This is a genomic window from Rhodococcus mengyinensis (assembly GCF_048381435.1).
GTDB classification, from domain to species: Bacteria; Actinomycetota; Actinomycetes; order Mycobacteriales; family Mycobacteriaceae; genus Rhodococcus_F; species Rhodococcus_F opacus_D.
Map to the genome: position 1 here is coordinate 23,754 of NZ_JBLWIT010000116.1, position 25,276 is coordinate 49,029.

Here is a 25,276-nt window from a genome sequence, read left to right on the forward strand (position 1 = left end):
CCCTCAGTTGGGAATGGGGATGACGATGGGTGGCAGACCCGGTATCTGCACCTGAATCTGCTGTGGCGGTGCGGGCGCCGGCGCGGGGGGAGGCGGGTAGTTCACCGGCGGTTCGGGTGCGGGCGGCGGGGGAGGTGGCGGCGGTGGGGGCGGGGGCGGAGCCGCAGCGGGCGGAGGCGCAGGTTCCGGGGCGGGAGCCGGCGCGGGACGGGGAGCGGCTTGCTGCACCACCGCGGGCGGCGAATCCACTACCGGCGCCTGGGCTTCCACGGGTGCCACCGGATTCGGGCGCTCCGCCGGCTGCTGCGGGCCGGAACCGATCGGCATCGGCGTCAGTCCACCGGTCATCAGATCCACCACGGTCACTTCGGTCATCGCCAGGTTGGAGGGCTGCACGACGTACAACCTGTCCTGTTGGAAACCCGGCCACGGATCGCCCTGCACGTCCGCGTTCTCGTTCACCACCGGAGACAGCAATGGGCTTCCGCGCACACATCGGACGCGGGGAACGCCGTGGTCGTCGATCAACACGATGGTCCCCGCCTCGAGGACGGACTGGAATGCGCTCGCATGCCCGTCGTCGAAGCCGTGATTGGTGACGCGGGTGTCCGCACGGAGCAGCACAGGTGTCAGGGTCCGGACGTAATTCCGCACGTCGTCGACCTGGAACACGCTCGACCAGGCCTGCAGCATCGCGGGATCCTGCTCGAGGTCGTCGACGAGGCGTTGCCGATCGCAGAGCACCCGGTCGGGGCTTCCGCCGTAGAGACCGGCACGGTCGCCGATCACCCGGATCCCGGCGGCGCGGGGTTCGCTCGGCAGGTCGGTACCGGGCGGACCGAACGGGACCGTCGTCGGCGTCTGCGGTGGAAGCAGCACTTCCGTCCACGGAAGCTGCCCGCTGTCGGTGGCCCGGTCCAGGCCGACCGGATCGGGGTGGCCCCCGGAACCCGAGGAGCACGCCACGAGCACCGTGGCGGTCAGCGCCCCGGCGACCGACAGCCAGCTACGCGGTGCGCGCCCGGGGCGCGTACCGGCTCGAACGACTGCTCTGCGTCGGGCACGCCGTGCGGCCTGCCCGGCGACGTCGGTGGCCACCACGCCATGGTAAGCACAGTCGCTGATCAGCCGGGCCGAATTGCGGTGCGGTTGCCGGGCCCGGCCGTCGGTCAGCTCGTGATCATGTCTTCCTGCGACCAAAATGCGCGCATGGACGTGATCTTGCCGTCGTCGTCGAACGTCATGACGTCGATCGGCGCGATCTCGAGCTTCTGCTCACCCAGGTCGGTGACGAGGGAGAAGTGAAACGCGGCCGAGTTGCCGGCGATCTTCAGCGTCAGGAGCTCGCCGGTCTGCTTCAGCGGTTCGATCACCCCGTAGAACTCCCGCAGCGATTCCACCGTGGTTCGCGGCTCGGTTCCCACCGGATCCTCCACGGTGGCGCCCTCGGCGTACAGTGCGACGACGTCGTCGGCGGTCCCGGTGGCCACCGCCTCGATGTACCTCTCGACGGTCTTGCGGATGTCTTCTGCGGACGGTGCCATGATGCGAACTCCTCAGTCGAATAGAACGTGTTCTAGTGGTGAGAGTAACGCAGCACCGGCCCGGTGGGGAGCCCCTTCTCCCAGGCAGCGGGACATGTTCGCACAGGGGCCCGCCCCTGCCGACGTCGGAAGCCGGCAGGGGCGGGAGGGAACGATCCTCAGGTTCGCGGCGCGGACGCCTCCTCCAACTTCTCCAGCCGGGGAGCGCTCGTCCCCATTACCGGGGCAGCGGACACGGAGGACACCTCTTCCAGCGACTTCCCCTTCGTCTCCGGCGACATGAAGAAGCAGATCACGAACGCGACCGCCGTCAGCACCGCACCGAAGAGCATCGTGGTGCCGGTTCCCAGCGCCGAGATGCTCAGCGGCAGCAGGTACGTGCCCGTCGCGGCGCCGAACCGGCTCACCGCGGTGGCGATTCCCACCGCAGTCGCCCGGAACTCGGTGGGGAAGAGTTCGTTGGGGTAGATCCACACCAGGATGCTCGGACCGCCGGAGATGAACGCGTACGCGCAGAAGGCGGCGACGATGAACCAGAGGGGACCGTCCGCCCACAACCACAGCCCTGCCAGCGGAATCACCATCAGGGCCAACGGGACCACGGCGATCGGACGCCGGCCCCACTTCTCGACCAGGAACAGTGCGGGGATGGATCCGGCGACGATGAGCCCGATGATGACGGTTTCGACGATGAGCCCCGCGGAACCGTCACCGGAGATCGAGAAGCCCGACAGGATCGTGGGCAGGAAGGTCAGCAACGCGTAGAGCGGGGTGACGACCGCCAGATACAAAGCGCTGCACATGATCAGCCGGGCCAGGTACTGGCCGCGGAAGTAGATCCGGATGTCGGCCTTCGGCTTGTCCGCCGTGTCCTCGACGGTGACCTTGCTCAGGTCGAGTTTCTCCCCGTAGATCTTCTCGACCACGGCCTCGGCGTCGGCCACCCGGCCGTTCTTCAGGAGCCAGCGCGGCGACTCCGGGATTCCGCGGCGCACCAGGATCACGATCAGACCCAGCACCGCACTGGACGCGAGGAGCAGGCGCCAATGGTCGTTGCCACCGGAGATGCCGACGACGAGCGCACCGACCACGTACGCGGAAACCGCGCCCGCCGACCACGCGACAGCCGACATCCCGACCATGGCGCCGCGCTTCTTGGTGGGGGTGAACTCGGTGAGCAGCGAGGTGGCGATGGGGTAGTCGGCACCGATGGCCGCACCGATGACGAAGCGCAGAACGATGAGCTGCCACGGCAATTGAACGAACACCGACAGTGCACACGCGACGACCAGCACCACCAGGTCGAGGGCGTACATCTTCTCCCGGCCGATCCGGTCGGTGAGGAAGCCGAACACTGTGGCGCCGAAGAAAATACCGATCAGCGAGGCCGCGCCGATCAACCCTGCCTCGGCTGTCGTCGGGTGAAGTTGCTCGGTCACCCCGAGCAGGGCCACGCCGATGATGCTCATGACGTACCCGTCCAGGAATGGTCCGCCACAGCACGCGATCAGGAGCTTGGTGTGGAACCCGCGTTTGGCGGGTCTGTCCATCACGTCGAAGGAACTCATGTCGTCTCCACTACGTAGATTGGTGCCGTCACCCTGGGGGTGGCGGTCGAGTCGGCCGCACTCGGCCGGTACCGCTAAGGGGTTGTCTTGTTCAGCGCCGAGTAGGCGAGCTGCTCGAGCAGCAGCGAAGCATGGTGCGGGGAGTCGGCGCTGACGTTCAGCACCTGCTTGGTGATGCTCAGCGCCAGCGGCGAATACGCCGCGAGTTCGTGCGCGATGCTCAGCGCCTGCTTCACGTGCTCCGCGGAAGGGGCGATCTCACTGACGACGCCCCAGCGTTCGGCGTCGGTGTGATCGAAGCGCCGTCCGCGCAGGACGAGGTCGCGGGCACGGCCCGCCCCGACGATGCGGGTGATGCGGGTGACCCCACCGGAACTGGGGAGGATCCCGATTCCGATCTCCGGGAACCCGAAGACCGCGGACGGATCGGCGACGCGGATGTCGGTGGCGAGAGCCAGTTCGAGCCCGCCGCCGAGGCAGTAGCCGGTGATCGCGGACACGGTGGGTTGCGGGAGAGCCGCGAGCGCCTCGTACACCGACCCGGAGGTCCGGTAGTACTCGGCGATCGCCTCCGGCGTCATCTCCCGCAGTTCGGTGACGTCCGCGCCGGCCGAGAACACCGAGTCGCCCCCGGTGAGGACCACCGCACGACTGGACTTCACCTCGGGTGACCCCAGTGCGCCGAGCAGTTCGGCTTCCATGTGCGTGGACAGCGCGTTCCGCTTCTGTTCGCGCCTCAGGGTGACGACGGCGACGTCGCCGTCGCGGCGCACATCGACGGTCCCGGCGTTCTCGGTCGACATCGTGCTACTTCTCCCCGGCCTCGTAGCGGAAGGACAGCAGGTTGTCGAGACCCCGCTTGTTGGCCTCGTTCGCGATGACCAGGCGCTGGATCTCCGACGTGCCCTCCCAGATGCGGTCGACGCGCAGTTCGCGCCACAGCCGCTCGACGGGGTAGTCGCGGATGTAGCCGCGCCCACCGAAGATCTGGACGGCCCGGTCGACCACCCGGTTCGACGCCTCGGAGGCGGCCAGCTTCACGGTCGCGGCCTTGGCATGCAGCGTCTTTCGCAGGTCGGCATCATCAGGATCGGCCTGGTCGAATTCCCACGCCACCTGGTGGGTGAGTGCCCGGTTGGTGGTGATGTCCACGACGGAGTCGGCGATCATGCCCTGGATCAGCTGACGATTGATCAGCGGCTCGCCGCCCTGCACCCGCTCCCGCGCCCAGTCGACGGCCAGGGTCAGCGCCCGCTCGGCGGCACCGATCGTGCGTGCGCCGATCATCAGCCGCTCCTCCGTGAACCAGTCGCGGGTGAGGTCGTGGCCCTGCCCGATGCCGCCGAGCACGGCGTCGGCTCCGACGCGCACGTTCTCGAACGTGAACTCGGGGTGCTCGTAGACGAAGGTGTGCGTGTAGCGGGGGATGTGCTTGATCTTCACACCCGGGGTGTCGACGTCGATCAGGAAGATCGTTGCGGCGTGCTCGGGTTCGACGTTGGCCAGCACGATGAGGTAATCGGCGACGTCACCGACCGTGACGAACCACTTCTCGCCGTTGATGATGTACCCGCCGTTGCCGTCGGGGGTCGCGGTGGTGCTCGCCGCGGAGAAGTCCGAGCCCGCGTTGGCCTCGGAGATCGCGACGGCGTCGCGACGGTCGCCCCGGGCACCGGGAATCAGGTAGCGCTCCCGCTGTTCGGGGGTCGCGTGGGTCAGCGGGTTCGCGGGCCGCCACACCGTGTCCCACAGCGCGTTGGTGAGCTTGCCGAGTTCGTCCTGCACGACGGCCTGCTCGAGCACCGTCAGTCCGGCACCGCCGTATTCGACGGGGGTGTTGATCGCCTGCAGTCCCGATGTGAGGACGGCCGCCTTGATGGTGGCGTGGGATTCGTCGGAAATTCCGTTGTTTCTTTCGCACTCGTCCTCGAACTGCATGATCGTGTCGGTCAGGGCGCGTGCGCGCTCCTTGAGGTCGGCGAGGCGGGGGCTGTATGCGAATTCCATGATGAAAGAACTTCCTTGTGTCAGTTGATGTTCGATGAGCTGAGGACGATGCGTGCGTCGAGCCCGAGGGCGTGCTTCGGAGTGACGAACAGTGGGTTGATCTCGAGTTCCGCGATCTCGGGGTGTGCGGTGGCCACAGCCGTGACGGCGGCGATGGCGTCCGCGGCCGCGTCGAGGTTGATCGGGAGCCTGCCGCGAACCCCTCGGAGGAGAGCGGACGCCCGCAGATTGTCGAGCAGACCACGGGCGGTCTCCGCATCGACGGGCGCCAGCGCGAAGGCGACGTCGGCGAGGACCTCGGTGAAGATACCGCCGAGACCCACCATCGCCACGGGACCGAACCGCGGGTCGGTCTGGACGCCCACGATGAGTTCGACTCCCTCACTGAGGTCCGCCATTCCCTCCACGCAGTAGGCGGGCGCGGCGAGCGAGTCGTCCATCCGCGTGAACGCGTCGGTGAGTTGCTGCGCGGTTTCCAAACCCAGTGCGACCCCGCCGGAGTCGGACTTGTGCAGCAACCCCATCGCCTTCAGAACCACGGGGTATCCCACGGTGTCTGCCGCTGACACCGCCTCGGCGCACGTCCGCACCAGTTGCGCTTCCGGGAACTCGACGCCCGCACCGCGGAAGAGTTCGCGGGCGTCCCAGTAGGCGTCGCTGGTGACCGGCTCGGCCGGCTCACTCTCCCCGCCCGCAGGATGCTGCGGCGCAGCGGTTTCCGCGATGACCCCGAGCGCACCCGCGGCATCCTCCACCGCCCGGAAGACCGGGACTCCGCTGTCGGCCAGGACCCGGGCCGCGGCGCTGTCGGGATGCATCGTGTGTACGACGACCGGCTTGCCGTGGGTGCGCGCCGTCTCGGCCATCGCACGGGCGGTGTCGACCTCCGCTCGCGCGAGGTTCTCGCCGTAACTTCCGTAGCCGCCGAAGTATCCGGTGAGCAGGACGGAGTCGACGGCCGGACTCTGCAGGATGGTGTCGAGGACCGAGACGAACGAGGTGATGTCCTGTTCCCCGGCGCCGGCGAGGTCGACGGGGTTCGTCACCCCGGCGGACGGCGGCAACAGGGCGCGCAGTGCGCTGCTGACGTCGGCCGCGAACTCGGGCACCGCGAGGCCGGCAGCCTCCACGACGTCGGACGCGACACCTGCGTGCCCGCCGCCGTCCGCGATGACGCCGACCCGGCGCACCTCTGCGGGTCCGTACCCGAGGAGTGTGGCCGCCACGTCCGCGAGCTGCCGTGGACTCGACACCCGGTACACCCCGGCGGCCCGGCAGGCCGCGTCGATCACCGCGCTGTCGGACGTCAGCGATCCCGTGTGCGACTGCGCCCCGCGGATGGAGGCCTCGCTGCCACCCACCGTCAGCAATAAGACCGGCTTCCCGGCCCGGGATGCCTGGGCGGCGGCGTCGACGAATGCCCGCCCGTCACCGAAGTCCTCGCAGTACACGGCGATGAGATCGGTGTCATCGTGCTCCACGCAGGAGCGGATGAGGTCGGCGGCGCCGAGGTCTGCCTGGTTCCCGAGCGAGGCGAACCGGGAGAACCCGTGCCCGCGGGCCTCGAGGAATTGGCTGAGTTCGAGTGCCATGTTGCCGCTCTGGGAGAGCAGCGCGACCCGTCCGGCCGGAAGCGGGTTCGAGGCCAGCGTCAGCGCGGTGCTCGAGTCCAGCACACCCAGGCAGTTCGGCCCGAGCAGGACGGCTCCGGCCGCTCGCACCCGCTCCACGACCCGATCCTGCACAGCCTTTCCGGCAGCACCGAGTTCGGCGAAACCGGCGGTGACACCGACGATCGCGGTGGCGCCCGCCGCGAGGGCGTCGTCCACGGACTCCTCGAAACCCTGTGCCGGAACGGTGATGACGACGAGATCGACTCGTTCGTCGAGTTCCGACAGGCTGCGGAGCGAGGGGTGTCCCAGGATGCGCTCACCGCGCCGGTTGACGAGGTGGACCGACCGGCTGCCCTTCATGCGGAGGGCCTGAACGCTGATCCAGTTGCCGTACTTCGTCTCGTCGTTGCTGGCACCGAGGACGGCGACCGACCGGGGGTCGAACAGTGCCGTGAGGTCGCGGTCGGTGATCGCGCTCATCGCGTCTCCTCGACCTTCGGAGCGGGATGGCCCGTACCCCAGGCGTCGGCGCCGCCGTCGATCACCAGCGTGGTGCCGGTGACGTAACTGCCAGCGGGGGAGGCGAGGAATGTGACCACTCCGGAGACGTCCTCGGCCGTACCCAGGCGACCGAGCGGAACCGCGGACGTCCACTGCGCGCGGGCCTCTTCGGTGTAGTTGCCCTCCATGCCCTCCGTCGCGATGGTGCCGGGGGCGATGCAGATCGACCGGATTCCGTACCGGCTCCACTCCAGCGACAGTCCGGACGCGAGGTTCTCGAGGGCGGCGCGGGCGGAGGTGGCATGGACCATCGATGCGATTCCGCGACGCGGGGAGAACGCCATGAAGAAGATGCATCCCGTCCGCTGCGGAATCATCGCGCGAACGGCGACCTCCCGGGTGACCGCCCAGGTGGCGTCGACGGCGAGGCGGTGCACGGCGCGCCATCCCTTGCTGGTGATGTCCTCGGCCGGCGCCGCGAACTGGCCGCCGGCGTTGTTGACGAGGATGTCGATCCGGCCGAACGTGTCGAGCGCCCGGTCGACCAGGTCGGTCACCTGCTCTTCCTCGCGAATGTCGGCGGGCACTGCGAGCACCCGGGCGCCCAGCGCCTCGATCTCGGCGGCGGTCTTTTCGAGGGGCTCGGACCGGCGGCCGCTGATGACGACGTCGGCTCCACACCTCGCCATGTCCAGTGCGATCGCGCGTCCGATCCCGGTGCCTCCACCGGTGATCAGTGCCACCCGCCCGCGATGGACGTCGGGGCGCAGCACCTGCCCGGCGCCTCCACCTGGGTTCTCACATTCCATCGAGCGTTCGCCTCTCGTCGCTGCCGTTCCGACCCGGGGGTCTGACTGATGCATCAGTTATACCGTGATGCAGCCCACACATGTCAAGGTTTTTGTGGAAACTGATTCACGGACCGAATGCTTCCGCTGCTCGTGAAGTGGCTTGACCTGCTATTATGGAGGACGATGTCCGGATTCGGCGCCTTTCGCTCAGAGGATGCTTCGTCTGACTGATGCGTCAGTTTGAGGCGTATGATTTGATGGATCAGTCAGATGACTATCGAAGGAGGGACAGTGACCGCTCAACTCACCGAGGACGCGCGCCGAACGGCGATACTCGACGCCGCGGCTCAGCTGATCGCCGAGCGCGGATACCACTCGGTCCGTATCTCCGACATCGCACAGGTCGTCGGCACCAGCACCGGAGCGGTGCACTACTACTTCCCCGGCAAGAGCGACGTCCTGACGGCGGCCCTCCGCCACGCCATCGACAACGCATTCGACCGGCAGAGCCGCGAACTCAAAGCGATCGACAACGCCCACGAGCGGCTGCTCCGCCTGATCGACATGCAGTTGCCCCGCGTCGGGCCGCTGCGCGACGAGTGGTCCATCTGGCTGCAGTTCTGGGCCGAGGCCACGCTGCGACCCGAACTCCGCCCGTTCCACAACACCTACTACGCGCGCTGGCACGAAACCGTCGTCAAGATCGTCCGGCGCGGACAACGCCAGGAGATCTTCCGCACCGACGTCGACCCGGAGACCATCGCGCAGCGGCTGACCGCGCTCACCGACGGAACCGCCATCCAGGTGCTCACCGGCGCACCGAACATGACCGTCGCCGCCATGAAAGAGGTTCTCGTGCAGTTCGTTCACGACGAACTCGTCGCGCCGCGGACATGGTGACCCGACCACCGCGGACCGCTCGACGCGTTCGAGTCCATGGGCGATAGCACCACCCGCGGCCGCAGTGCCGTCGCCTGGGGATGTGGTGCGGCCTCCGCGGTCGCCTACGGACTCACCCCGACGTTCGCCGCGATCGGCTACGCCGGTGGAGTGTCGCCGGCCGTCCTCGTCTGCCTCCGCAGCCTCGTCGGTGCCGCACTCCTGCTACTCCTGGCCTGGTCCACCGGAAGACTGACGGGCGTGACCTGGAAGTCCGCTGTCGGGCTGTGCGTCGTCTGCGGCCCGCTGTTCGGTATCCAGCTTCTGTGTTTCTTTGCGGCAGTGCGGGTTACCGGTGCCCAGATCGCGGTCGTGATCGTCCACATCTACCCGCTGTTCGTGATGGCACTGGTCTGGGTGCTCACCCGGAACAGGATCCACCGCGGTCAGTTGGTGCTGGCCCTCGCGATGTCCGGCGGCATCGCGCTCGTCGCAGGCGCGGGCGGCTCCGCCGTCGCCCTGAACGGGGCGATACTCGCCCTCCTCAGCGCCGCCGGGTACGCCGTGTATCTGGTGGTCGGGGAACGATGGGTGCACCAGGTCAGCCCCGTTGCCGCCGGCGGACTGGCGTCACTCGGCGCCGGAATCGCCACCGGCACGATCGCCGTCGTCGACGGACAGTCGTGGACGTTCGCGCCCAGCGGGTGGGGGTCCATTCTGTTCCAGGGGCTCCTGCTGATGCCCATCGGGATCGGCTGCTCCTTCATCGCGGTGCGCGCGCTCGGCTCGGCCTCGGTCAGCCTCCTCGGACTGCTCGAACCGGTGGTCGGGGTGCTGGCCGCACAGATTCTGCTGGGCGAGCAACTGTCGCCGGTGCAGTGGGCGGGGATGGCCGTCGTCCTGATCGCGTCCGCAGCACTGCCGTGGATGCGGGAGAAGCGTCCCCGTCACGTCGATCGGTCACCGGCCCTCCACGACGCCGAGAGCCGATAGCGACTACTGGTCCGGAGCGAGACCCACGGCCCTCTGCATCGCCTCGAAAGCGTTGTCGGCGTCGGTATTGGGCCCGACGATCAGGATGTCGAGGCGACGTCCGTCGGTACCGAAGACGTACATGATGTCGGTCGGCTGATCCGGATCCGGGCCGGACACCTCGATGCCGTCCCGCCGGTCGATGCCGCGTTGCGAGATGCTCAGCGAGTTCCAATCGAAGGCGACGCGTTCGGTCGTTCCCACTCGATCCGTCAACGCGCTGATCAGGTCGTGCAGTTCGGTGGTCAGATTGGTGGTTCGGGGCCACCACGCCCCGTCGACGCCCTCCGACACCTCGCCGCGAGCGCGCAGGAGCAGCCTCGGGGTCCGGGTGGGTGCGTCGAAGGGCTGCCCACCGTCGGCCGGCCGAGAAAGTCCCAGCCCACGACCGGAATGCGTGATGTTGTCGTCGTGCGTCATCGTTCACGTCCCTTCGCGCTCGCAGTGCGGTCGAAGCCATCCCTGATGCCCGACATCAGCAACTCGTCGGCGGTCAGGGCACTGTTGGGGTTGGCGGCCGTATGCATCGTCGAGTCGGCATAGCGGGCATCGGCCTCGGGAGGCACCACCAGGAGCGTCAACCTCGTCCGCTTCAGACCGCTCACGTACAGGGTGTTGAGCGGCTGGTACTCGTAACCGTCGAGATGCACCGATCGTCCCGCGACCATGACCCGGCGCGGCGCAGGAAGCCAGGCCTTGAGGTCGTACACGACTCGATCGACCACACCCATCCGAACCGCCACCAGCGCAACCAGATCCGCAATCTCCACGGTCAGGTCACGGGACCGGGGCCACCAGGCGCCGTCCACCGTGCCGGCACCGGGCGCCTCCGGCTTCAACCGAAGCCGCGGCGACTGCGCCGGGCCGCCACGAGTATGGGCGCCGTGAAGACGACCGGGAAAGTTGCGATCCTGTTGTAGCGTCATGACGACGCTCCCGCCTCGGCCGCAAAGCGGCCGATATCTCTGTCGGCGGCGACGCGATCTCGGGCGTTCGCGTACGAAGTGCCGCCGATACCCTCACCCTACGCGCAGGGGGTACGGCGATCGGCTACGCCGACCACTCGACCAACGGCGGACGCACCGCCGCGCACAGCGGATTTCCCCGGGCGTCGGTGAGCCCGAGACGCGCCGTGATGCGGCCGGCAGCCGACGCCGCGTCCGCAGTCGCCGGATCCACCGCGTCCCACATCAACTTCGCCCGGCGGAACATGTCGAATCGGCCGTCGGCATCGAGCGTCCCCCACGACAGGTAGACGAACCGCGCGCCCGGCCGGCCCTGCACGTACGGTCCGGTGATGTCGAGACCCGTCGGCGTCGGAGTCGCCGTGCAGTCGAGAACCCAGCGCGCCGTGGTCGCGTCTCCCGGATGCAGACCGAGTAGGTCGCCGTGTGCACCACGGCGTTGCACCGCCACGTGGATGTTGTCGTAGCCGGGGAAATTGGCTCCCGGCGGGCACGACGATCCGGGAAGGTCGGTTGCCTCGATCACGAGTTGCACCCATGTATCAAACCACCCGTGAGTACTTGTTAACCGCCGGTGGTTAACAAGTACTCACGGGCGCGTCAGCGCACTATGTTGACCATCTTGCCGGGAACGACGATCACCTTGCGGGGCTCCTGGCCGTCGAGGAGCGCCACGATCTTGTCGTCCGCCAGCGCGATCTTCTCGATCTCCTCGCGCGGGGCGTCGGCGGCGACGGTCACGCGGCTGCGGACCTTGCCGTTGACCTGGATCGGGTACTCGACGGTGTCTTCCACCAGCCACTTCTCCTCGGCCACCGGGAACGGTCCGTGGGCCAGGGACTTCTCGTGCCCGAGCCGCGACCACAACTCCTCCGCGAGGTGCGGGGCCAGCGGTGCCAGCATCAGCACCAGCGGCTCCACCACCGAGCGGGGGGCACCGCCGGGGTACGCCTTGGTGAGGTGGTTGGTGTACTCGATCAGCTTGGCCGCGGCCGTGTTGTCGCGCAGCGCCGTGTAGTCCTCGCTCACACCGGCGATCGCCTTGTTCAGCGCGCGCAGCGTGTCCTCCGTCGGGGCGTCGTCGGTGACGCGCACTGCACCGGACTCCTCGTCGACGACCACACGCCACGCACGCTGCAGGAAGCGCTGCGCACCGACGACGTCCTTGGTCGCCCACGGGCGGGACGTGTCCAGCGGACCCATCGACATCTCGTACACGCGGAGCGTGTCGGCGCCGTACTCCTCGCAGATCTCGTCCGGCGACACGGAGTTCTTGAGGCTCTTGCCCATCTTCCCGTACTCGCGGTTGACCTCGATGCCCTGGTGGAAGAACTTGCCGTCCTTCTCCTCCACCTCGTCCGCGGGTACGTACACGCCGCGCGCATCGGTGTACGCGTACGCCTGGATGTAGCCCTGGTTGTACAGGCGGCGGTACGGCTCGCTCGAGCTGACGTAGCCGAGGTCGAACAGCACCTTGTGCCAGAACCGCGAGTACAGCAGGTGCAGCACCGCATGCTCGACACCGCCGACGTACAGGTCGACGCCGCCGGGATCGTTGGGTCCGTGGATCTCCGGGCGCGGACCCGTCCAGTACCGCTCGTTCTCCTTGTCGCAGAACACGTCCGGGTTGGTGGGGTCGATGTACCGCAGCTGGTACCAGGAGCTGCCGGCCCACTGCGGCATCACGTTGGTGTCGCGGCGGTACGTCTGCAGTCCGTCACCGAGGTCGAGTTCGACGTTGACCCAGTCGACGGCCTTGGCCAGCGGGGGAGAGGGCTCCGAGGACGCGTCGTCCGGATCGAACGACACGGGTGCGTAGTCCTCGACCTCCGGGAGCTCCACCGGCAGAGACGATTCCGGCAGGGCGTGCGCGTTGCCCTCGGCGTCGTACACGATCGGGAACGGCTCGCCCCAGTACCGCTGGCGGGCGAACAGCCAGTCGCGCAGTTTGTACTGGATGGTGCCCTTGCCGGTGCCGTCCGCTTCCAGACGGTCGGTGATCGCCTTCTTGGCGTCGGCGACGCTCATCCCGTCCAGGAAATCGGAGTTCACGATTGTGCCGTCGCCGGTGTACGCGTCCTTGGTGAGGTCGCCGCCGGAGATGACCTCGACGATGTCGAGACCGAACTCGGTCGCGAACTCGTAGTCGCGGTGGTCGTGACCCGGGACAGCCATGATGGCGCCCGTGCCGTAGCCGGTGAGGACGTAGTCGGCGATGAACACCGGCAGCTCGAGCCCGTTCACCGGGTTCACCGCGTAGGTGCCGAGGAAGACGCCCGTCTTCTCCTTGTATTCCTGACGCTCGAGATCCGACTTGGCCGCGATCGACTTCCGGTACGCCGCAACCGCTTCGGCGGGTGTTGCGGCACCACCGGTCCAGCGCGAATCGACACCCTCGGGCCACTGGGCCGCGACGATGTCGTCCACCAGTTCGTGTTCCGGCGCCAGCGTCACGTACGTCGCGCCGAACAGCGTGTCCGGACGCGTCGTAAACACCTCGATCTCATGACCGTCCGCCTGGAACTTCACCTGCGCACCGTGCGAGCGCCCGATCCAGTTGCGCTGCATGGTCTTGACCTTCTCGGGCCAGTCCAGGTACTCCAGGTCGTCCACCAGACGGTCCGAGTACGCGGTGATGCGCATCATCCACTGCTGCAGGTGCTTACGGAACACGGGGAAGTTGCCGCGGTCGCTGCGACCGTCCGCGGTGACCTCTTCGTTCGCCAGCACCGTGCCCAGACCGGGGCACCAGTTGACCATCGAATCGGAGTGGTAGACGAGGCGGTAGGAGTCGAGGACGGCCTCCTTCTCGGACACGGACAGCGACGCCCAGTCCCGTCCGTCCTCCAGCGACCGCACGCCCGACACGAACTCGGCCTCGAGCTCCGAGATCCGCCGGGCCTTGCCCGCCTCCTTGTCGAACCACGCGTCGTGGATCTGCAGGAAGATCCACTGCGTCCAGTGGTAGAAGTCGGTGTCGGTGGTCGCGAATGTGCGGCGTTCGTCGTGGCCGAGCCCGAGGCGGCGCAGCTGCCGCTTCATGTTGACGATGTTGGCCTCGGTGGTGGTCCGCGGGTGCGTACCCGTCTGCACCGCGTACTGCTCGGCAGGCAGACCGAACGCGTCGTAGCCGAGGGTGTGCAGCACGTTGTGGCCCTGCATGCGGTGATAGCGGGCGAACACGTCGGTGGCGATGTAGCCGAGCGGGTGACCCACGTGCAGACCCGTCCCCGACGGGTACGGGAACATGTCCTGCACGAACAACTTGTCCGCGGGAACGTCGCCGGCGAGGGGACCGACCGGGTTGGGCGCGTTGAACGTGCCCTCCTCGCTCCACCGGTCCTGCCAGCGCTGCTCGATCTGGCCGGCGAGCTCCGCGGTGTAGCGGTGCTGCGGGGTCGCGTCGGACGGGTTGGCGGGCTGCACGTGCTCGGTCACTGTGGTCGCTATCTACTTGGCTGACATTCTGAATTAGGGGGATACCGTCAACCAGGGTAGAGCCTCACCCCACCCGGGCTCACCTGCGCGTCCGGGTCCGCCGTATCCTGGTCTCGTGTTGATTGCCTCCGCCGTGCTGTTCGTGCTCGCCGTCGCTGTCTCCGGTGTCGCCGTTGCAGGCCTCGCCGAGCGCCTCCCGCGCAACCGGTGGGCGGGCGTCCGCACCCCCGAGACGATGCGCGACGATCAGACGTTTGCGCTGGCCAACAAGGTCGCAGGGCCCACCCTGCTCGCCGCGGCCGGGCTCCTCGTCATCGGCGGAATCGCCGCAATCCTGATCGGCGGAGTCTTCGGAATCGGTGCCGTCCTCGTCAGCGTCGTGGCCGCCGCTCTCACCGCGGCGACGGGCGGATCACTCGGTGCCCGTGCCGCCGCGGCGGTGCCCGCCGCCGACACCGGCGGGTGCGGCAGTTCCTGCGGTGCGTGCTCGCTGAAGGGCGCCTGCCAGCCGTCCTGACCGGCTGCCGACGGCCCGTCCATTGAAGTCCTCGCGCGTCGTCGACCCCGCAGGTGCAGTGTTCGGTCTCCTGCTGCCGGTCGTCGCCGCCCTGTTCGGGGTGATCCTGACGAAGGTCTGGGAACCGCGGCTTCCGGTGGAGATCGCCACCCACTGGACCACCACCTCGCCCGATGGCTTCTCCACCCCGATGTCCAGTTCCTGGACCTTTGCCCTGGTGACAGTCCTGTTTGGTGGCGGATGTGCCGCGATCGCCGCACTGGCCCAGGCGATGCTGATGATGCGCCGCACGATGCTCGTCGTCGGACTGTCCGTGGTCGGTCTGATCCTGACCGTGCAGGTGGTGCTGCTCTACGTCCAACTCGACGTCACCGACGTCTCGAATACCGAACTCCCGTTGTGGTCGCTCGGCGTCGGCGTCGTGATCGGCGCGGTCGTCGGCCTGCTCGGCGCCGCCCTGCTGCGGGACTACCGGCCCCGGGTGTCCGCCACCAGTCCTCCCGACCCCCGGTTGCCGCGCGCCGAAGACCCGGCGACGGTCGCGGACACGGTCGGTTTCGGCACCGTCGGCTCGCTGGTGCTGCTCCTGCTGCTCGGTGTCGCGCCCGCTGTCGCCGTCTGCCTGCTCGTCGACGGGTGGTGGCCGCTCGCGGTGTTCTTTCCCGTCGGGCTGCTGATCGTGAGCCTGCTCCGCTTCCGGGTGATCGTCGATCCGTCCGGCATCCGGGTGGTGAACATGGGCATGACCGCCCTGCAGTACGGCATCGACGAGATCGAGGGCGCCCGCGTCGACGTGATCAAGCCGTTCGACGACTTCGGCGGCTGGGGACTCAAGGTGAAGGGCCGACGGAACTACGGCGTCGTGACGAGGACCGGTCCCGCCGTGATCGTCACGGCCGCGTGCGGCGACCGGCTGACCGTCACCAGCGCACGGGCCGAAGAGCTGGCCGGTGCGCTCAACACGTTCGCCGACAGGCGGCTCCGCCACCCGTGAGTGGCCCGGGAGTGCAGGGACTCGCTAACCACTCACGGGCGGGACGCCTGGTGCACCGCGTCGAGCACGCGGTCGAGGTAGCCGAGGGCGGCCCGGACCGCGGCGTCCTCGTCGCGGGCGACGATCGCGTCGATGACGGCACGGTGGTCGTCGGTGGTCAGCGACGGGGGGTGGACGCCTTCGGTGAAGTCGTAGGTGGCGCGGGTGGGTTCGAGGATCCCGGCGAACAGGTCGAACAGCACCGGATTGTGCGCGGCCTCCACGACCCCGAGGTGGAACGCGAGGTCGGCGTCCGCGAATCGGGACGGCTGATCCGTCGTTCGCTGCCGCTCGTCCAGTAGCGCGGACAGGGACCGCAGGTCGTCGTCGGTGCGGCGACGGCATGCCAGGCGGACGGCCTCCGTCTCGAGGGCCCGCCGGACCTCGAAGACGTTCAGCATCTCGGCGACCGCGACCTGCCGCCCGAGCAGCCCGCCGATGTCGGTGCGGGCCCGCACGAACGTCCCGGACCCGCGCCGGATCTCGAGGATGCCCGTCGACGTCAGGGTCTTGATGGCCTCGCGCACGGTGTTGCGCCCGACCCCGAGCAGCGTCATCAGCTCGGGTTCCGTCGGGATGCGCTCGCCCACCGTCCAGTCGCCCTGGGCGATCCGGCCACGCATCCAGTCCAGGGACTGCTGATACGCGGATTCGCGCCGAACCACTGTCATGTACTCATCCTCACACCTCGCCGGCTCGCGACTCACGACCGGCCCGCCTAAACTACGTAGGACGTCCCATGTATTCGGACAGCCCGAGGAGGCGACCCCACACGTCCACGTCAACCGCTCATGCCGACACCGTCCCGACCTCCACCGCCCGCACCACCAGCCGCCACTTCCACGGCCTGAACTACCTCCTCGTCGTGCTGCTCCTCGGCGCCAACATCCCCACGGCGCTGTACTCGCTCTACCGCCACGAGTTCGGATTCACCCCGCTGGTCCAGACGCTGATCTTCGCCGTCTACGTCGCCGGACTGCTTCCCTCGCTGCTGTTCTTCGGCCCGCTGTCCGACGCACTCGGACGCCGTTTCGTGTTGCTGGCCGCCATCTCCTTCAGCCTGCTGGGCGCCGTGGTCCTCGCGTTCGCCGACTCGACCATCTGGCTGTTCTTCGGCCGAATCGCCCAGGGCATCGCCGTCGGTGCGTGTTCGGCTGCCGGGTCCGCCGCCCTCATCGAGCACGAACCGGCCCGGAACCTCCGCCGCGCGGGTCTCGCCGCCACCCTCACCACCGCGCTCGGTGCGTCGCTGGGCCCGCTGTTCGGCGGGGCCGTCGCGCAGTATCTCCCGCACGCCCTGGTCCTGCCGTACGTGCTGTTCGCGCTGGCACTGCTGCCCGCGCTGATCATGGTCCTGCTGCTCCCCGCACCCACCGGCGGGCAGTCCCACCCCACCCAGTTGTTCCAGGTCCCGCACGTCCCCGCACCCATCCGCCAGGTGTTCTGGCTGTCCTCCCTCGGTGTCGCACTGGCGTGGGGCGCCGTGGGCCTGTTCCAGTCGGTGGTCCCGACGTGGATCATCGGCCTGCTCGGCGTGGACAACCTCGTGGTCGCCGGCGGTGCCGCCGCACTGGTCATGATCTGCTCGGTGACAGCGCAACTCGTGGCCAACCGGCTCGGAACCGTGCTCTGCCGAACCCTGGGCATCGGTGCCGTCGGTGCAGGCATGATCGGGTTGCTCGTCGTCGACTTCGTGCCATCCCTCGCCCTGCTGTGCGTCGTGACCGTCATCGTCGGTGTGGGGCACGGACTCTCGTTCGCCGGAGCGATGCGCGCGGTGGGTGCCGCCGCCGCGGAGCACGCCCCCGACGCCCAGGGCGGGACGCTCGCCGCGTTCTTCACCGTCGGCTACGTCGGTCTCGCCGTGCCGTCCATCTGCGCGGGCATCGCCATCACCGTCCAGGGCATGCACGTCGCCATCATCGAACTCGCGATCATCGGCGCCGTCCTGTGCGGCGTCCTCGCGGTGCTGAGCGTCCGCACGAAGGGTCGTGACCACGCCGTTCTACCCTTGACGCAGTGAAATTTCTCAGCCGGTTCCACCTCGACGGGTTCGTCCTCGGCATCGTCGCCGTGGCGATCCTGGGGAGTGTTTTCCCCGTGTCGGGGACCGGTCAGACCGTGCTCGAGTGGGCCACCCGGATCGCGATCGGCGTCCTGTTCCTGCTGTACGGCGCGCGGCTGTCGCCGCAGGAGGCGCTGAAGGGACTGAAGCACTGGCGGCTGCATTCCGTCGTGTTCGCCGCGACGTTCGTGCTCTTCCCGCTGATCCAGAAGTATTCGAGGCGCAGCCGCGAGGAGTCGGCCAGTACTGTGGCATGAGGGATGTGAAATGCCGATGCCCGAGCCACTTCGTCACTGCGAGTTCCGCTTCTACGAGGAGCTGAACGACTTTCTGCCGCCGGTACGGCGCAAGCACACGTTCGAGCACGAATTCGACGGCACCCCGTCGGTGAAGGACCGGATCGAGGCGCTGGGCGTCCCGCACACCGAGGTGGATCTGATCCTCGTCGACGAAGTGTCGGTCGATTTCGCGCACCTGCTGCGCGGCGGCGAACGGGTCGCCGTGTACCCGATGTTCGAGCGACTCGAGCTGACCGGAGTCACGAAACTGCGTCCCCGACCGCTGCGGGACCCGACGTTCGTGCTCGACGTGCATCTCGGCCGACTCGCTCGCTACCTCCGCCTGCTGGGATTCGACACCCGCTACCGCAACGACTTCGCCGACCCGGAACTGGTGGACATCTCTCTGTCCGAGCATCGCATCGTCCTGACCCGGGACACCGGCCTACTCAAGAGGTCGGCGCTCACCCACGGTGCGTTCCTGCACGAAACGGACCCACGCCGGCAGTTGCGGGAAGTGCTGGACCGCTTCGACCTTCGGTCGCGAATCTCACCGTTCACGCGGTGCGCGCGGTGCAACGGACTTCTCGCGCCGGTTCCCCGTGCCGAGGCGCTCGCCGAGGCACCACCGGGCGTCGCCGGCAACGAACACGAGTTCAGCCGGTGCCGCGACTGTGCGCAGCTGTACTGGCCGGGCAGCCATCTTCCGAAGCTGCGCCGACGCCTGTCGGAGGTCGGGGTGACGCTCGAGGTGGATTCTCAGGATGCGTGACGCAGTTGCTCGGCGAACTCCGCCGAGCACACGCAGTCGCCGAATTCGTCGCAGTCGATGATCAGTGCGTGCCGGGCCTCGGACAACTCGACGCACGACTCGTCCGTGCACTCTGCTCCGTAGAGCGCGTGCACGATCAGTGTTCCGTGACAGGTGTCGATCACGTGTGCTGTCCTCCTCACTTCTCGTTCCCCTCTGTTGATACCACCCGTCCCCGACAGTCCAGGGACGTGCGCGGGGTGTGTCGGTTAGTTGCGCTCGACGTCGATCGGGTGGGTGGCGAGCAGGGCGAGGGGGAGCGGCTGCCGGCGCAGCACCTGCGCCCACACGTCGACCCGGGCGGGAGCGACCACGTCCGACGCCAGCGCCGAGATCACGATCCAGTCGTCGCGCTGGAGTTCGGAGTCGAGCTGGCCGTACGTCCAGCCGGAGTAGCCGGCGAAGATCCGGACACCCTCCACCAGCGGGGCGATGACCTCGGGGTCGGAGTCGAGATCCACCATCACCACGCGGCCGTGGACCCGGCGCAGACCCGCGACACCGTCGGCCTGCGCACCGGTGCGCAGTGTCGCCAGGCACAGTGCGGCGTCCCGTTTGACGGGGCCGCCGACGTACAGCGCGGACGGGCGCGCGGCGAGCGGCGCCCACTGTGGCAGCACGTCGTGCACCGCGGTTTCGCTGGGACGGTTGATGACCACGCCGAGGCTGCCGGCGTCGTTGTGCTCGATCACATAGATCACGGTGCGACGGAATGCGGGTTCGACGAGATCTGTGGACGAGACCAACAGGCTGCCGGGCCGGACCACCGGTTCCGTCGACGCCGTTCGATCTTCGGGTTCTTCTGCGTGCGCCACCTGAACATCATCCCACCGCGGCGGACGCGATGTGACGGAGGACGCGACCTGCGTCCGGTTCGCCGCTTTACGCCGCGGGCAGCCCCGCCGTCTCGGCCAGAACCGCGAGGTGGTGCTCGAACAGTGCCCCCGGTGTGGTGAACGTGTCGGCTCCGTACTGCCCGAACACCTCGAAGTTCACCGCCCCGAACAGAGCCGACCAGACCAGCACGCCGCGGGCGAGCAGAGGGTCGGGGGTGGTGAGTCCGAGTTCGGCGCGGATGCGGTCGAGGTCTGCCGCGAGTTGGTCGTCGATGGGCGCCGCCGCGGCCGCCTCGAGCTTGCCCGCCCGGAACGCGGTGTCGAAGATTCCGACGAGGGCGTAGATCACCCGCGTCCCCGGAGTCGTGGTCTCCTCGCCGGGCGCGTGGTAGCCGGGAACCGGGCTGCCGAACAGCAATCCGTAGCGGGCGGGTTCGCGGAGCGCCCACTCGCGCACCGCTCGGCCGAGTGCCAGGAACTGTTCCCGCGGTTCGGCGGCGGACGCGACGGCTGCCTCCGCGGCATCGCCGAGTTCGTTGTATCCGTCGACGACGAGCAGCGTCAGCAGTTCGTCGCGGCTCTTGACGTACCGGTAGACGGCGGAGGACACGACGCCGAGGTCCCGCGCGACGGCCCGCAGCGACAGTGCCGCGGCGCCGACCGCGGCCAGCTGTTCGCGTCCGATCCTCGTGATGTCCTGCAACGTCTGTTCGCGGGCGCGCTCCCGTGGTGTTCCTGGCATGGGGTCCAGGGTGGCAATTTCAGAGAGCGGTGTCAACAAAGGAGAGCAGTGCTCTTGACAATGAGGTCGAGAGGGAGCATTCTCAAATCAGACAGAGAGCAGTGCTCTCGAATCTCCGAAATCGACTCACACAGCAGGAGCGGACATGTCGAACATCGAGATCGTCACCGGAGCAGGACCCGTCGGCTGGACCGTCGCCCTGCAGCTCGCCGAGCAAGGGCGCCAGGTGCGGGTCCTCACGCGGTCGGGCAGCGGCCCGGACCATCCCCTGATCGAGCGGCGGAAGGTCGACGTCTCCGACGCCGACGCACTGCGTGAGGCATTCGACGGAGCAGTCGCCGTCTACCACTGCATCCACGCCGCCTACAGCGCGGACGCGTGGGAGCGCGAACTCCCCGCCGCCGAGCAGACCGTGCTCGAGGCCGCAGGCCGCGTCGGCGCCGTCGTAGTGTTCCCCGAGAGCCTCTACTCCTACGACACGTCGCACCAGCCGATGACCGAGCACACGCCGCGGTCGGCCGACTCCGGCAAACGCGGCATCCGGACCCGGTTGCTGAAGGCCCGCGCCGAGTCCTCGACCCCCACCGTGAGCGTCGTCGCGTCCGACTTCTTCGGACCGCAGGTACTGAACGCGCACGCCGGCGAGCGCATGGTGCCCGTCGTCCTCGCGGGCAAGACGATGCGCGTCCTCGGTTCCGCCGACCTGCCCCACTCGTTCACGTACGTTCCCGACTTCGCGGCCGCGATGATCGTCGCCGCCCACGACCCCGCGCTGTGGAACTCGGTGCTGCACGCACCGACGGTCCCGGCCGTCACCCAGCGGCAGATGGTCGAGGCCTATGCGAAGGCCGCCGGGGTTCCCGCCCCGAAGGTGAGCACCCTGCCCGGCTGGGTGATCCGCGGCGGCGGACTCGTGCACCAGGGGAGCCGCGAACTGGCCGAAATGCTGTACCAGTTCGAGGAGCCGTTCGTGATGGACTCGTCCGAGAGCGAGGCCCGGCTCGGGCTGACCCCGACCCCGCTGGACCGTGCCGCCGAGGAGACCGTCCGGTGGTGGCAGGACAGGTCGATCGCGGCCGCCGGATAGGGTCCTGTGAATGGCGAAACAGCTCGGCAACCGGCGCGAGGCGTGGCGCAGAACGGCGTACACCCTCCGGCGGTCGCCCGGGCTGGCCCGTCTCGCGACGGTGCGATTCGCCAGTCAGCTGGGCGACGGCATGTTCCAGACGGCACTCGGCGGCGCAATTCTGTTCAACCCGGAGCGCGCAACGGATCCCGTCACGATTGCCGCCGGTTTCGCGGTACTGCTGCTCCCGTACTCGGTGATCGGACCGTACGCGGGCGCGCTCCTCGACCGCTGGGACCGCCGCGCCGTGCTGCTGTGGGCGAATGTTCTGCGCGGACTGCTGATTCTGCTGACCGCCGTGTTGCTGGAGACCGGGACCGGTGAGTCCGCGCTGCTCCTCCTCGCCCTCGCCGCCATCGGCGTGAGCCGGTTCGTTCTCGCGGGAGTCTCGGCGGCGCTGCCGCGAGTGGTGCACCGGTCCTGGCTCGTGGCCACCAATTCGGTGCTCGCCACCGCCGGCTCCGTCGTCGCCGCACTCGGAGCCGCGACGTCCGTCGCCATCATCTCCCTCGTGGGCGCCGGCGACCGCGGCTCGGGAATCGCCGTCGCGGCAGCCGCCTGCGGTTCCGCGGTGGCCGCGTTCGCGGCGTCGCGCTTCCACCATCGGCTGCTCGGCCCGCACGCCGACGAGAAACCCGAATACGGTGCGGTCCGCGCCGTCGCGGCCGGACTGCGCAACGGGGCGGTCGCCGTGTGGCAGTCACCGGGCGTCACGACGGCGATGATCGGAATAGGCACGCACCGGATCGTTTTCGGTGTCAACACGCTGATCATGGTTCTGGTGCTCCGCGACACCGCCACCGTCAGCGCCCTGCCCGGAGGTCTGGCCGGTTTCGGTGTCGCGGTCGGCGCCACCGCCGCGGGCATGCTGCTGGCGGCGATCTCGACGCCGTTCCTGATTCCGCGCGTCGGACGGTCCCGCACCATCGTCGGCGGCCTGATCCTCGCCCTCGTCGTGCAGTGCACACTCGTCGCGACGCTCACGCAGGCGTCGCTGCTGTGCGGTGCGCTCCTCCTCGGATTCGCCGGGCAGTCCATCAAACTCACCGGTGACGCGGCAATGCAGATCGAGATCGAGGACGACCGCCGCGGACAGGTGTTCGCCCTGCAGGACACGGTGTTCAACGTGGCCTTCATCGCGTCGATCGCCGTAGCCTCCCTCGTGATCGCCCCCGACGGCCGGTCACTCGGGCTGGTGCTGGCGGGTGGTGCGGTCTACGGACTCGGACTGCTCGGCGTCCTGTTCAACTCCCGACGCGAATCCGCCTGACAACCGAGCTATTTCGACCCCGGCATCGGCACGTTCTGCAGCCGCACCTGACCGCGGGCCACCTCCTTGCCGGTGTCGGTCGCGGTGATCACCACCGACCACAACTGCTGCACCCGACCCTGCTGGATGGGCACCGCGACCACGTCGACCCGTCCCTCGGTGCGGGCCCGCAGGAAGTCGGTTCCGTTGTGCACACCCACCGCGAACTCACCCCGGTCGGCGACGGCAGTGCTCGCACCGATGCTCGCGGCCGATTCGACCGCCGTCGTGTAGACGCCGCCGTGCACGACTCCCCACGGTGTGTGGTGGTCGGCGGACAGGTCGATGTGGCCGACGACCTTGGTCCCCGACACCTCGTCGAGTTCCAGGCCGGCAGCGGCGACGAAGGCGCTCGCCGCCTCCCGGGTCAGATCGGTCATGATGCGTTCTCCTCGTCGAACACTCGGTTAGTTTGAAATCCCAACCCACTGTGCCCGGCTTCGGCACCGACGTCAATGGTCCGGTAGTACCGGTTCCACCTACGCCCGATGAAATTCACCTGTGCGACAGTGAGACCGCACTGTGACCGGACGGGCCGGGCTCGTGCGCCGAGGATGCCGTCGCCGGGTGTTATCTTCAACCCGAACGTGCAGGTCGGTCCACCATTACTCCGACCACCGATCTGGAGGGGTCCCGTGGTCGAGAAGTCATGGTCTGTGGCCGGAGTGCCGCTGTGCGTCGCGGCCGTCGTGGCCGCGACGATCGGCTTCACCGCCGCCCCCGCCGCGGCCGAGACCACTCCGTGGCTGCCGGTGAATGCCTGCGGCGAGACCGGGTTCAACCCGGCAAAGGAGCCTCCGAGTCCGGGCGGCGGCCCACTGCTGCCGCCCCTTCCCCCGACCGTGAGCATCCCGATCCCGTACCCCGACTTCGTGCCGGTGCCGGTCCCCGGACCGACCGCCGACCAGACGCGTGTCGCCCAGGACCTTCCCGCCGACCCATGTGCGGACCCGTGCCCCGACCTCACCGATCCGGTCGACGAACCGGAGACCGAGCCCGGGTCCTCGGGTTCTGCAGGCTCTTCCGGTTCCGCGGGGTCGTCGGGTTCTGCGGGGTCGTCGGGCTCGAGTGCGCTGACCATCCCGAAGATCTCGATCGATCCGCGTCCCGAGACCATTCCCATCCCCGTTCCCGGCGGCCCCGGACCCGAACCGCAGCCGGCGCCTCCCGTCGAGATCAACCCCGCCGAACGTGGTTCCCTCACCGCACCCGTGGCGAAGCCGGAGGTCGGCGACGTCCGGTTGGTGTCGCAGCTGACGGGCCGCGGTTCGGAGAACCGCACGGACAAGCGCTGGCAGGTCGACGGCACCGACCTCGGCATCACCTGGGAAACGAAACCCGGTGAGGTCGCGGTCGCGTTCGGCGACACGTTCGGCAAGGACTGGGCTCCGCCCGGCGCGTTCGGCGAGGACTGGCGGAGCAACGTTCTCGGCCACAGCACCGACACCGACCTGTCCGACGGCATGACCATCGACAGCATGGTCCAGGACAGCCGGTGCCATGCCGCCGAGATCATCGACAGCAGGCACATCAACAACTTCGAGACCACCACCATCCCCACGTCGGGGTTTGCGATCGGTGACCGTCAGTACCTGAGCTACATGTCGGTGAAGCGCTGGAGCATGGTCCCCGGCATGTGGTACACGAACTACGGCGGCATCGCGTACTCCGACGACAACGGGCAGACCTGGACCAAGGACCAGCACGCCAAGTGGGACAACATCTTCGGCGCCCGCTTCCAGGTGTCCGCGATGGTGCCGCAGGGCGACTACGTGTACATGTTCGGCACCCCCAACGGGCGGATCGGCACCATCGGCCTGGCCCGGGTGCCGGTCGAACAGGTCCTCAACACCACGTCGTACCAGTACTGGTCGGACGGCATTTGGACCCCCGTGTCCCAGCACCTCGCGACCCCCATCGTCGGTGGGGTGGCCAGCGAACTGTCCGTCCGCTACGACGCGACCGCGGGCACCTGGCTGATGAGCTACCTCGAGCCCGTCGGCGGCTCGATCATCCTGCGGCAGTCGTCGAGCCCGCAGGGTGTGTGGTCGGACGGCGCGACGCTCGTCGACACGGCCGACTACCCGATGGCGTACGGCGGCTTCATGCATCCGTGGTCGACGGACAAGGATCTGTATTTCACGATCTCGGAGTGGGACAGCTACAACGTCTACCTGATGCACGCGTCCCTGCACCCGTGAGTACTTGTCAACCGCCCGTG

General features: G+C 68.4%; 25 protein-coding genes and 1 pseudogene. 10 read left to right on the forward strand and 16 right to left on the reverse strand.

Annotated elements, in window-relative coordinates; genetic code table 11:
• Positions 1 to 3: 3 nt before the first annotated feature.
• The 7 genes from ACNJ7E_RS25595 to ACNJ7E_RS25625 form a co-directional block, all read right to left on the reverse strand.
• A complete protein-coding gene (locus ACNJ7E_RS25595; protein ID WP_317570543.1) occupies positions 4 to 1,101 on the reverse strand; it encodes a DUF6777 domain-containing protein in 1,098 nt (365 codons plus the stop codon).
• Positions 1,102 to 1,169: 68 nt separating this feature from the next.
• Complete coding sequence (locus tag ACNJ7E_RS25600; protein ID WP_005262400.1) at positions 1,170 to 1,544, reverse strand: nuclear transport factor 2 family protein; 375 nt, start codon at positions 1,542 to 1,544, stop codon at positions 1,170 to 1,172.
• A 158-nt stretch (positions 1,545 to 1,702) separates the two neighbouring features.
• Complete coding sequence (locus ACNJ7E_RS25605) at positions 1,703 to 3,112, reverse strand: MFS transporter (RefSeq protein ID WP_280783027.1); 1,410 nt, start codon at positions 3,110 to 3,112, stop codon at positions 1,703 to 1,705.
• Between the two features lie 74 nt (positions 3,113 to 3,186).
• Positions 3,187 to 3,915 (reverse strand): enoyl-CoA hydratase/isomerase family protein, encoded by a 729-nt coding sequence (locus ACNJ7E_RS25610; protein WP_418341247.1) that lies wholly within the window; start codon positions 3,913 to 3,915, stop codon positions 3,187 to 3,189.
• Positions 3,916 to 3,919: 4 nt separating this feature from the next.
• A complete protein-coding gene (locus ACNJ7E_RS25615; protein WP_418341248.1) occupies positions 3,920 to 5,119 on the reverse strand; it encodes an acyl-CoA dehydrogenase family protein in 1,200 nt (399 codons plus the stop codon).
• A 20-nt stretch (positions 5,120 to 5,139) separates the two neighbouring features.
• Positions 5,140 to 7,212, reverse strand: a complete 2,073-nt coding sequence (locus ACNJ7E_RS25620; RefSeq protein WP_418341249.1) for an acetate--CoA ligase family protein — start codon at positions 7,210 to 7,212, stop codon at positions 5,140 to 5,142.
• Positions 7,209 to 8,042: an SDR family oxidoreductase gene (locus ACNJ7E_RS25625; protein WP_418341250.1), complete on the reverse strand. Its 834-nt coding sequence runs from the start codon at positions 8,040 to 8,042 to the stop codon at positions 7,209 to 7,211. The genes ACNJ7E_RS25620 and ACNJ7E_RS25625 overlap by 4 nt, the downstream gene beginning before the upstream one ends.
• A gap of 252 nt (positions 8,043 to 8,294) precedes the next feature.
• Between ACNJ7E_RS25625 and ACNJ7E_RS25630 the strand changes: the two genes are divergently transcribed.
• Both ACNJ7E_RS25630 and ACNJ7E_RS25635 read left to right on the forward strand, forming a co-directional pair.
• Positions 8,295 to 8,924, forward strand: a complete 630-nt coding sequence (locus ACNJ7E_RS25630) for a TetR/AcrR family transcriptional regulator (RefSeq protein ID WP_005249163.1) — start codon at positions 8,295 to 8,297, stop codon at positions 8,922 to 8,924.
• Positions 8,925 to 8,960: 36 nt separating this feature from the next.
• Positions 8,961 to 9,896, forward strand: a complete 936-nt coding sequence (locus ACNJ7E_RS25635) for a DMT family transporter (RefSeq protein ID WP_280783031.1) — start codon at positions 8,961 to 8,963, stop codon at positions 9,894 to 9,896.
• Positions 9,897 to 9,899: 3 nt separating this feature from the next.
• On the opposite strand, the gene ACNJ7E_RS25640 is transcribed toward ACNJ7E_RS25635, so the two are convergent.
• From ACNJ7E_RS25640 to leuS, 4 genes are all read right to left on the reverse strand, one after another.
• On the reverse strand, positions 9,900 to 10,355 hold the full coding sequence (locus ACNJ7E_RS25640) for a DUF5994 family protein (RefSeq protein ID WP_280783032.1): 456 nt from the start codon (positions 10,353 to 10,355) through the stop codon (positions 9,900 to 9,902).
• Entirely contained in the window at positions 10,352 to 10,861 is a 510-nt protein-coding gene (locus tag ACNJ7E_RS25645) for a DUF5994 family protein (protein ID WP_280783033.1), read from the reverse strand. Before ACNJ7E_RS25645 ends, ACNJ7E_RS25640 begins: the two co-directional genes overlap by 4 nt.
• Positions 10,862 to 10,985: 124 nt before the next feature.
• Positions 10,986 to 11,435: a DUF5990 family protein gene (locus ACNJ7E_RS25650; RefSeq protein ID WP_418341251.1), complete on the reverse strand. Its 450-nt coding sequence runs from the start codon at positions 11,433 to 11,435 to the stop codon at positions 10,986 to 10,988.
• 65 nt (positions 11,436 to 11,500) lie between these two features.
• Positions 11,501 to 14,338 (reverse strand): leucine--tRNA ligase, encoded by a 2,838-nt coding sequence (leuS, locus tag ACNJ7E_RS25655; RefSeq protein ID WP_418341252.1) that lies wholly within the window; start codon positions 14,336 to 14,338, stop codon positions 11,501 to 11,503.
• 115 nt (positions 14,339 to 14,453) lie between these two features.
• Between leuS and ACNJ7E_RS25660 the strand changes: the two genes are divergently transcribed.
• Both ACNJ7E_RS25660 and ACNJ7E_RS25665 read left to right on the forward strand, forming a co-directional pair.
• The gene (locus tag ACNJ7E_RS25660) at positions 14,454 to 14,855 is read left to right on the forward strand and encodes an SdpI family protein (protein ID WP_280783036.1); all 402 of its coding nucleotides are present in this window, start codon (positions 14,454 to 14,456) and stop codon (positions 14,853 to 14,855) included.
• Between the two features lie 22 nt (positions 14,856 to 14,877).
• On the forward strand, positions 14,878 to 15,849 hold the full coding sequence (locus tag ACNJ7E_RS25665; protein WP_418341253.1) for a DUF1648 domain-containing protein: 972 nt from the start codon (positions 14,878 to 14,880) through the stop codon (positions 15,847 to 15,849).
• A 32-nt stretch (positions 15,850 to 15,881) separates the two neighbouring features.
• Here ACNJ7E_RS25665 and ACNJ7E_RS25670 read toward each other — a convergent pair whose 3' ends face one another.
• Positions 15,882 to 16,559 (reverse strand): FadR/GntR family transcriptional regulator, encoded by a 678-nt coding sequence (locus ACNJ7E_RS25670; protein ID WP_418341254.1) that lies wholly within the window; start codon positions 16,557 to 16,559, stop codon positions 15,882 to 15,884.
• Between the two features lie 68 nt (positions 16,560 to 16,627).
• On the opposite strand from ACNJ7E_RS25670, the gene ACNJ7E_RS25675 reads away from it, so the two are divergent.
• The 3 genes and pseudogenes from ACNJ7E_RS25675 (at position 16,628) to ACNJ7E_RS25685 (ending at position 19,003) form a co-directional block, all read left to right on the forward strand.
• Positions 16,628 to 17,911, forward strand: a complete 1,284-nt coding sequence (locus tag ACNJ7E_RS25675) for an MFS transporter (RefSeq protein ID WP_280783039.1) — start codon at positions 16,628 to 16,630, stop codon at positions 17,909 to 17,911.
• Positions 17,908 to 18,159 (forward strand): annotated as a pseudogene (locus ACNJ7E_RS25680) (bile acid:sodium symporter); the annotation flags it as partial. The gene ACNJ7E_RS25675 and the pseudogene ACNJ7E_RS25680, both read left to right, overlap by 4 nt.
• A 61-nt stretch (positions 18,160 to 18,220) precedes the next feature.
• The gene (locus ACNJ7E_RS25685; RefSeq protein WP_280783040.1) at positions 18,221 to 19,003 is read left to right on the forward strand and encodes a Mut7-C RNAse domain-containing protein; all 783 of its coding nucleotides are present in this window, start codon (positions 18,221 to 18,223) and stop codon (positions 19,001 to 19,003) included.
• Here the strand turns inward: ACNJ7E_RS25685 and ACNJ7E_RS25690 are convergent.
• From ACNJ7E_RS25690 to ACNJ7E_RS25700, 3 genes are all read right to left on the reverse strand, one after another.
• Complete coding sequence (locus ACNJ7E_RS25690) at positions 18,991 to 19,167, reverse strand: hypothetical protein (protein WP_280783041.1); 177 nt, start codon at positions 19,165 to 19,167, stop codon at positions 18,991 to 18,993. The two genes, ACNJ7E_RS25685 and ACNJ7E_RS25690, sit on opposite strands and share 13 nt — an antisense overlap.
• An 84-nt stretch (positions 19,168 to 19,251) precedes the next feature.
• Positions 19,252 to 19,857, reverse strand: coding sequence for a YqgE/AlgH family protein (locus ACNJ7E_RS25695; protein WP_009476712.1), 606 nt, complete (start codon positions 19,855 to 19,857; stop codon positions 19,252 to 19,254).
• Between the two features lie 67 nt (positions 19,858 to 19,924).
• Positions 19,925 to 20,620 carry a TetR/AcrR family transcriptional regulator gene (locus ACNJ7E_RS25700; protein ID WP_280783042.1) on the reverse strand — a complete coding sequence of 232 codons (696 nt, stop codon included), beginning with the start codon at positions 20,618 to 20,620 and terminating at the stop codon, positions 19,925 to 19,927.
• A 145-nt stretch (positions 20,621 to 20,765) separates the two neighbouring features.
• Between ACNJ7E_RS25700 and ACNJ7E_RS25705 the strand changes: the two genes are divergently transcribed.
• Positions 20,766 to 21,707, forward strand: coding sequence for an NAD-dependent epimerase/dehydratase family protein (locus ACNJ7E_RS25705; RefSeq protein WP_418341255.1), 942 nt, complete (start codon positions 20,766 to 20,768; stop codon positions 21,705 to 21,707).
• Between the two features lie 10 nt (positions 21,708 to 21,717).
• Positions 21,718 to 23,016, forward strand: coding sequence for an MFS transporter (locus ACNJ7E_RS25710; RefSeq protein ID WP_418341256.1), 1,299 nt, complete (start codon positions 21,718 to 21,720; stop codon positions 23,014 to 23,016).
• A gap of 8 nt (positions 23,017 to 23,024) precedes the next feature.
• Here the strand turns inward: ACNJ7E_RS25710 and ACNJ7E_RS25715 are convergent, their stop codons facing one another.
• Positions 23,025 to 23,435: a PaaI family thioesterase gene (locus tag ACNJ7E_RS25715; RefSeq protein ID WP_009476716.1), complete on the reverse strand. Its 411-nt coding sequence runs from the start codon at positions 23,433 to 23,435 to the stop codon at positions 23,025 to 23,027.
• Positions 23,436 to 23,711: 276 nt separating this feature from the next.
• On the opposite strand from ACNJ7E_RS25715, the gene ACNJ7E_RS25720 reads away from it, so the two are divergent.
• Complete coding sequence (locus tag ACNJ7E_RS25720) at positions 23,712 to 25,256, forward strand: glycoside hydrolase family 183 protein (RefSeq protein ID WP_418341291.1); 1,545 nt, start codon at positions 23,712 to 23,714, stop codon at positions 25,254 to 25,256.
• Positions 25,257 to 25,276 lie beyond the last annotated feature (20 nt).

Bases quoted from the DNA above. Each gene is read 5' to 3' on its own strand.
- ACNJ7E_RS25675 (WP_280783039.1), top strand. From the start codon at position 16,628: ATGTATTCGGACAGCCCGAGGAGGCGACCCCACACGTCCACGTCAACC.
- ACNJ7E_RS25630 (WP_005249163.1), top strand. From the start codon at position 8,295: ATGACTATCGAAGGAGGGACAGTGACCGCTCAACTCACCGAGGACGCG.
- ACNJ7E_RS25635 (WP_280783031.1), top strand. From the start codon at position 8,961: ATGGGCGATAGCACCACCCGCGGCCGCAGTGCCGTCGCCTGGGGATGT.
- ACNJ7E_RS25685 (WP_280783040.1), top strand. From the start codon at position 18,221: ATGCCGATGCCCGAGCCACTTCGTCACTGCGAGTTCCGCTTCTACGAG.
- ACNJ7E_RS25610 (WP_418341247.1), bottom strand. From the start codon at position 3,915: ATGTCGACCGAGAACGCCGGGACCGTCGATGTGCGCCGCGACGGCGAC.
- ACNJ7E_RS25615 (WP_418341248.1), bottom strand. From the start codon at position 5,119: ATGGAATTCGCATACAGCCCCCGCCTCGCCGACCTCAAGGAGCGCGCA.
- ACNJ7E_RS25645 (WP_280783033.1), bottom strand. From the start codon at position 10,861: ATGACGCTACAACAGGATCGCAACTTTCCCGGTCGTCTTCACGGCGCC.
- ACNJ7E_RS25605 (WP_280783027.1), bottom strand. From the start codon at position 3,112: ATGAGTTCCTTCGACGTGATGGACAGACCCGCCAAACGCGGGTTCCAC.
- ACNJ7E_RS25625 (WP_418341250.1), bottom strand. From the start codon at position 8,042: ATGGAATGTGAGAACCCAGGTGGAGGCGCCGGGCAGGTGCTGCGCCCC.
- ACNJ7E_RS25700 (WP_280783042.1), bottom strand. From the start codon at position 20,620: ATGCCAGGAACACCACGGGAGCGCGCCCGCGAACAGACGTTGCAGGAC.
- ACNJ7E_RS25640 (WP_280783032.1), bottom strand. From the start codon at position 10,355: ATGACGCACGACGACAACATCACGCATTCCGGTCGTGGGCTGGGACTT.
- ACNJ7E_RS25710 (WP_418341256.1), top strand. From the start codon at position 21,718: ATGGCGAAACAGCTCGGCAACCGGCGCGAGGCGTGGCGCAGAACGGCG.
- ACNJ7E_RS25715 (WP_009476716.1), bottom strand. From the start codon at position 23,435: ATGACCGATCTGACCCGGGAGGCGGCGAGCGCCTTCGTCGCCGCTGCC.
- ACNJ7E_RS25705 (WP_418341255.1), top strand. From the start codon at position 20,766: ATGTCGAACATCGAGATCGTCACCGGAGCAGGACCCGTCGGCTGGACC.
- ACNJ7E_RS25600 (WP_005262400.1), bottom strand. From the start codon at position 1,544: ATGGCACCGTCCGCAGAAGACATCCGCAAGACCGTCGAGAGGTACATC.
- ACNJ7E_RS25670 (WP_418341254.1), bottom strand. From the start codon at position 16,559: ATGACAGTGGTTCGGCGCGAATCCGCGTATCAGCAGTCCCTGGACTGG.
- ACNJ7E_RS25620 (WP_418341249.1), bottom strand. From the start codon at position 7,212: ATGAGCGCGATCACCGACCGCGACCTCACGGCACTGTTCGACCCCCGG.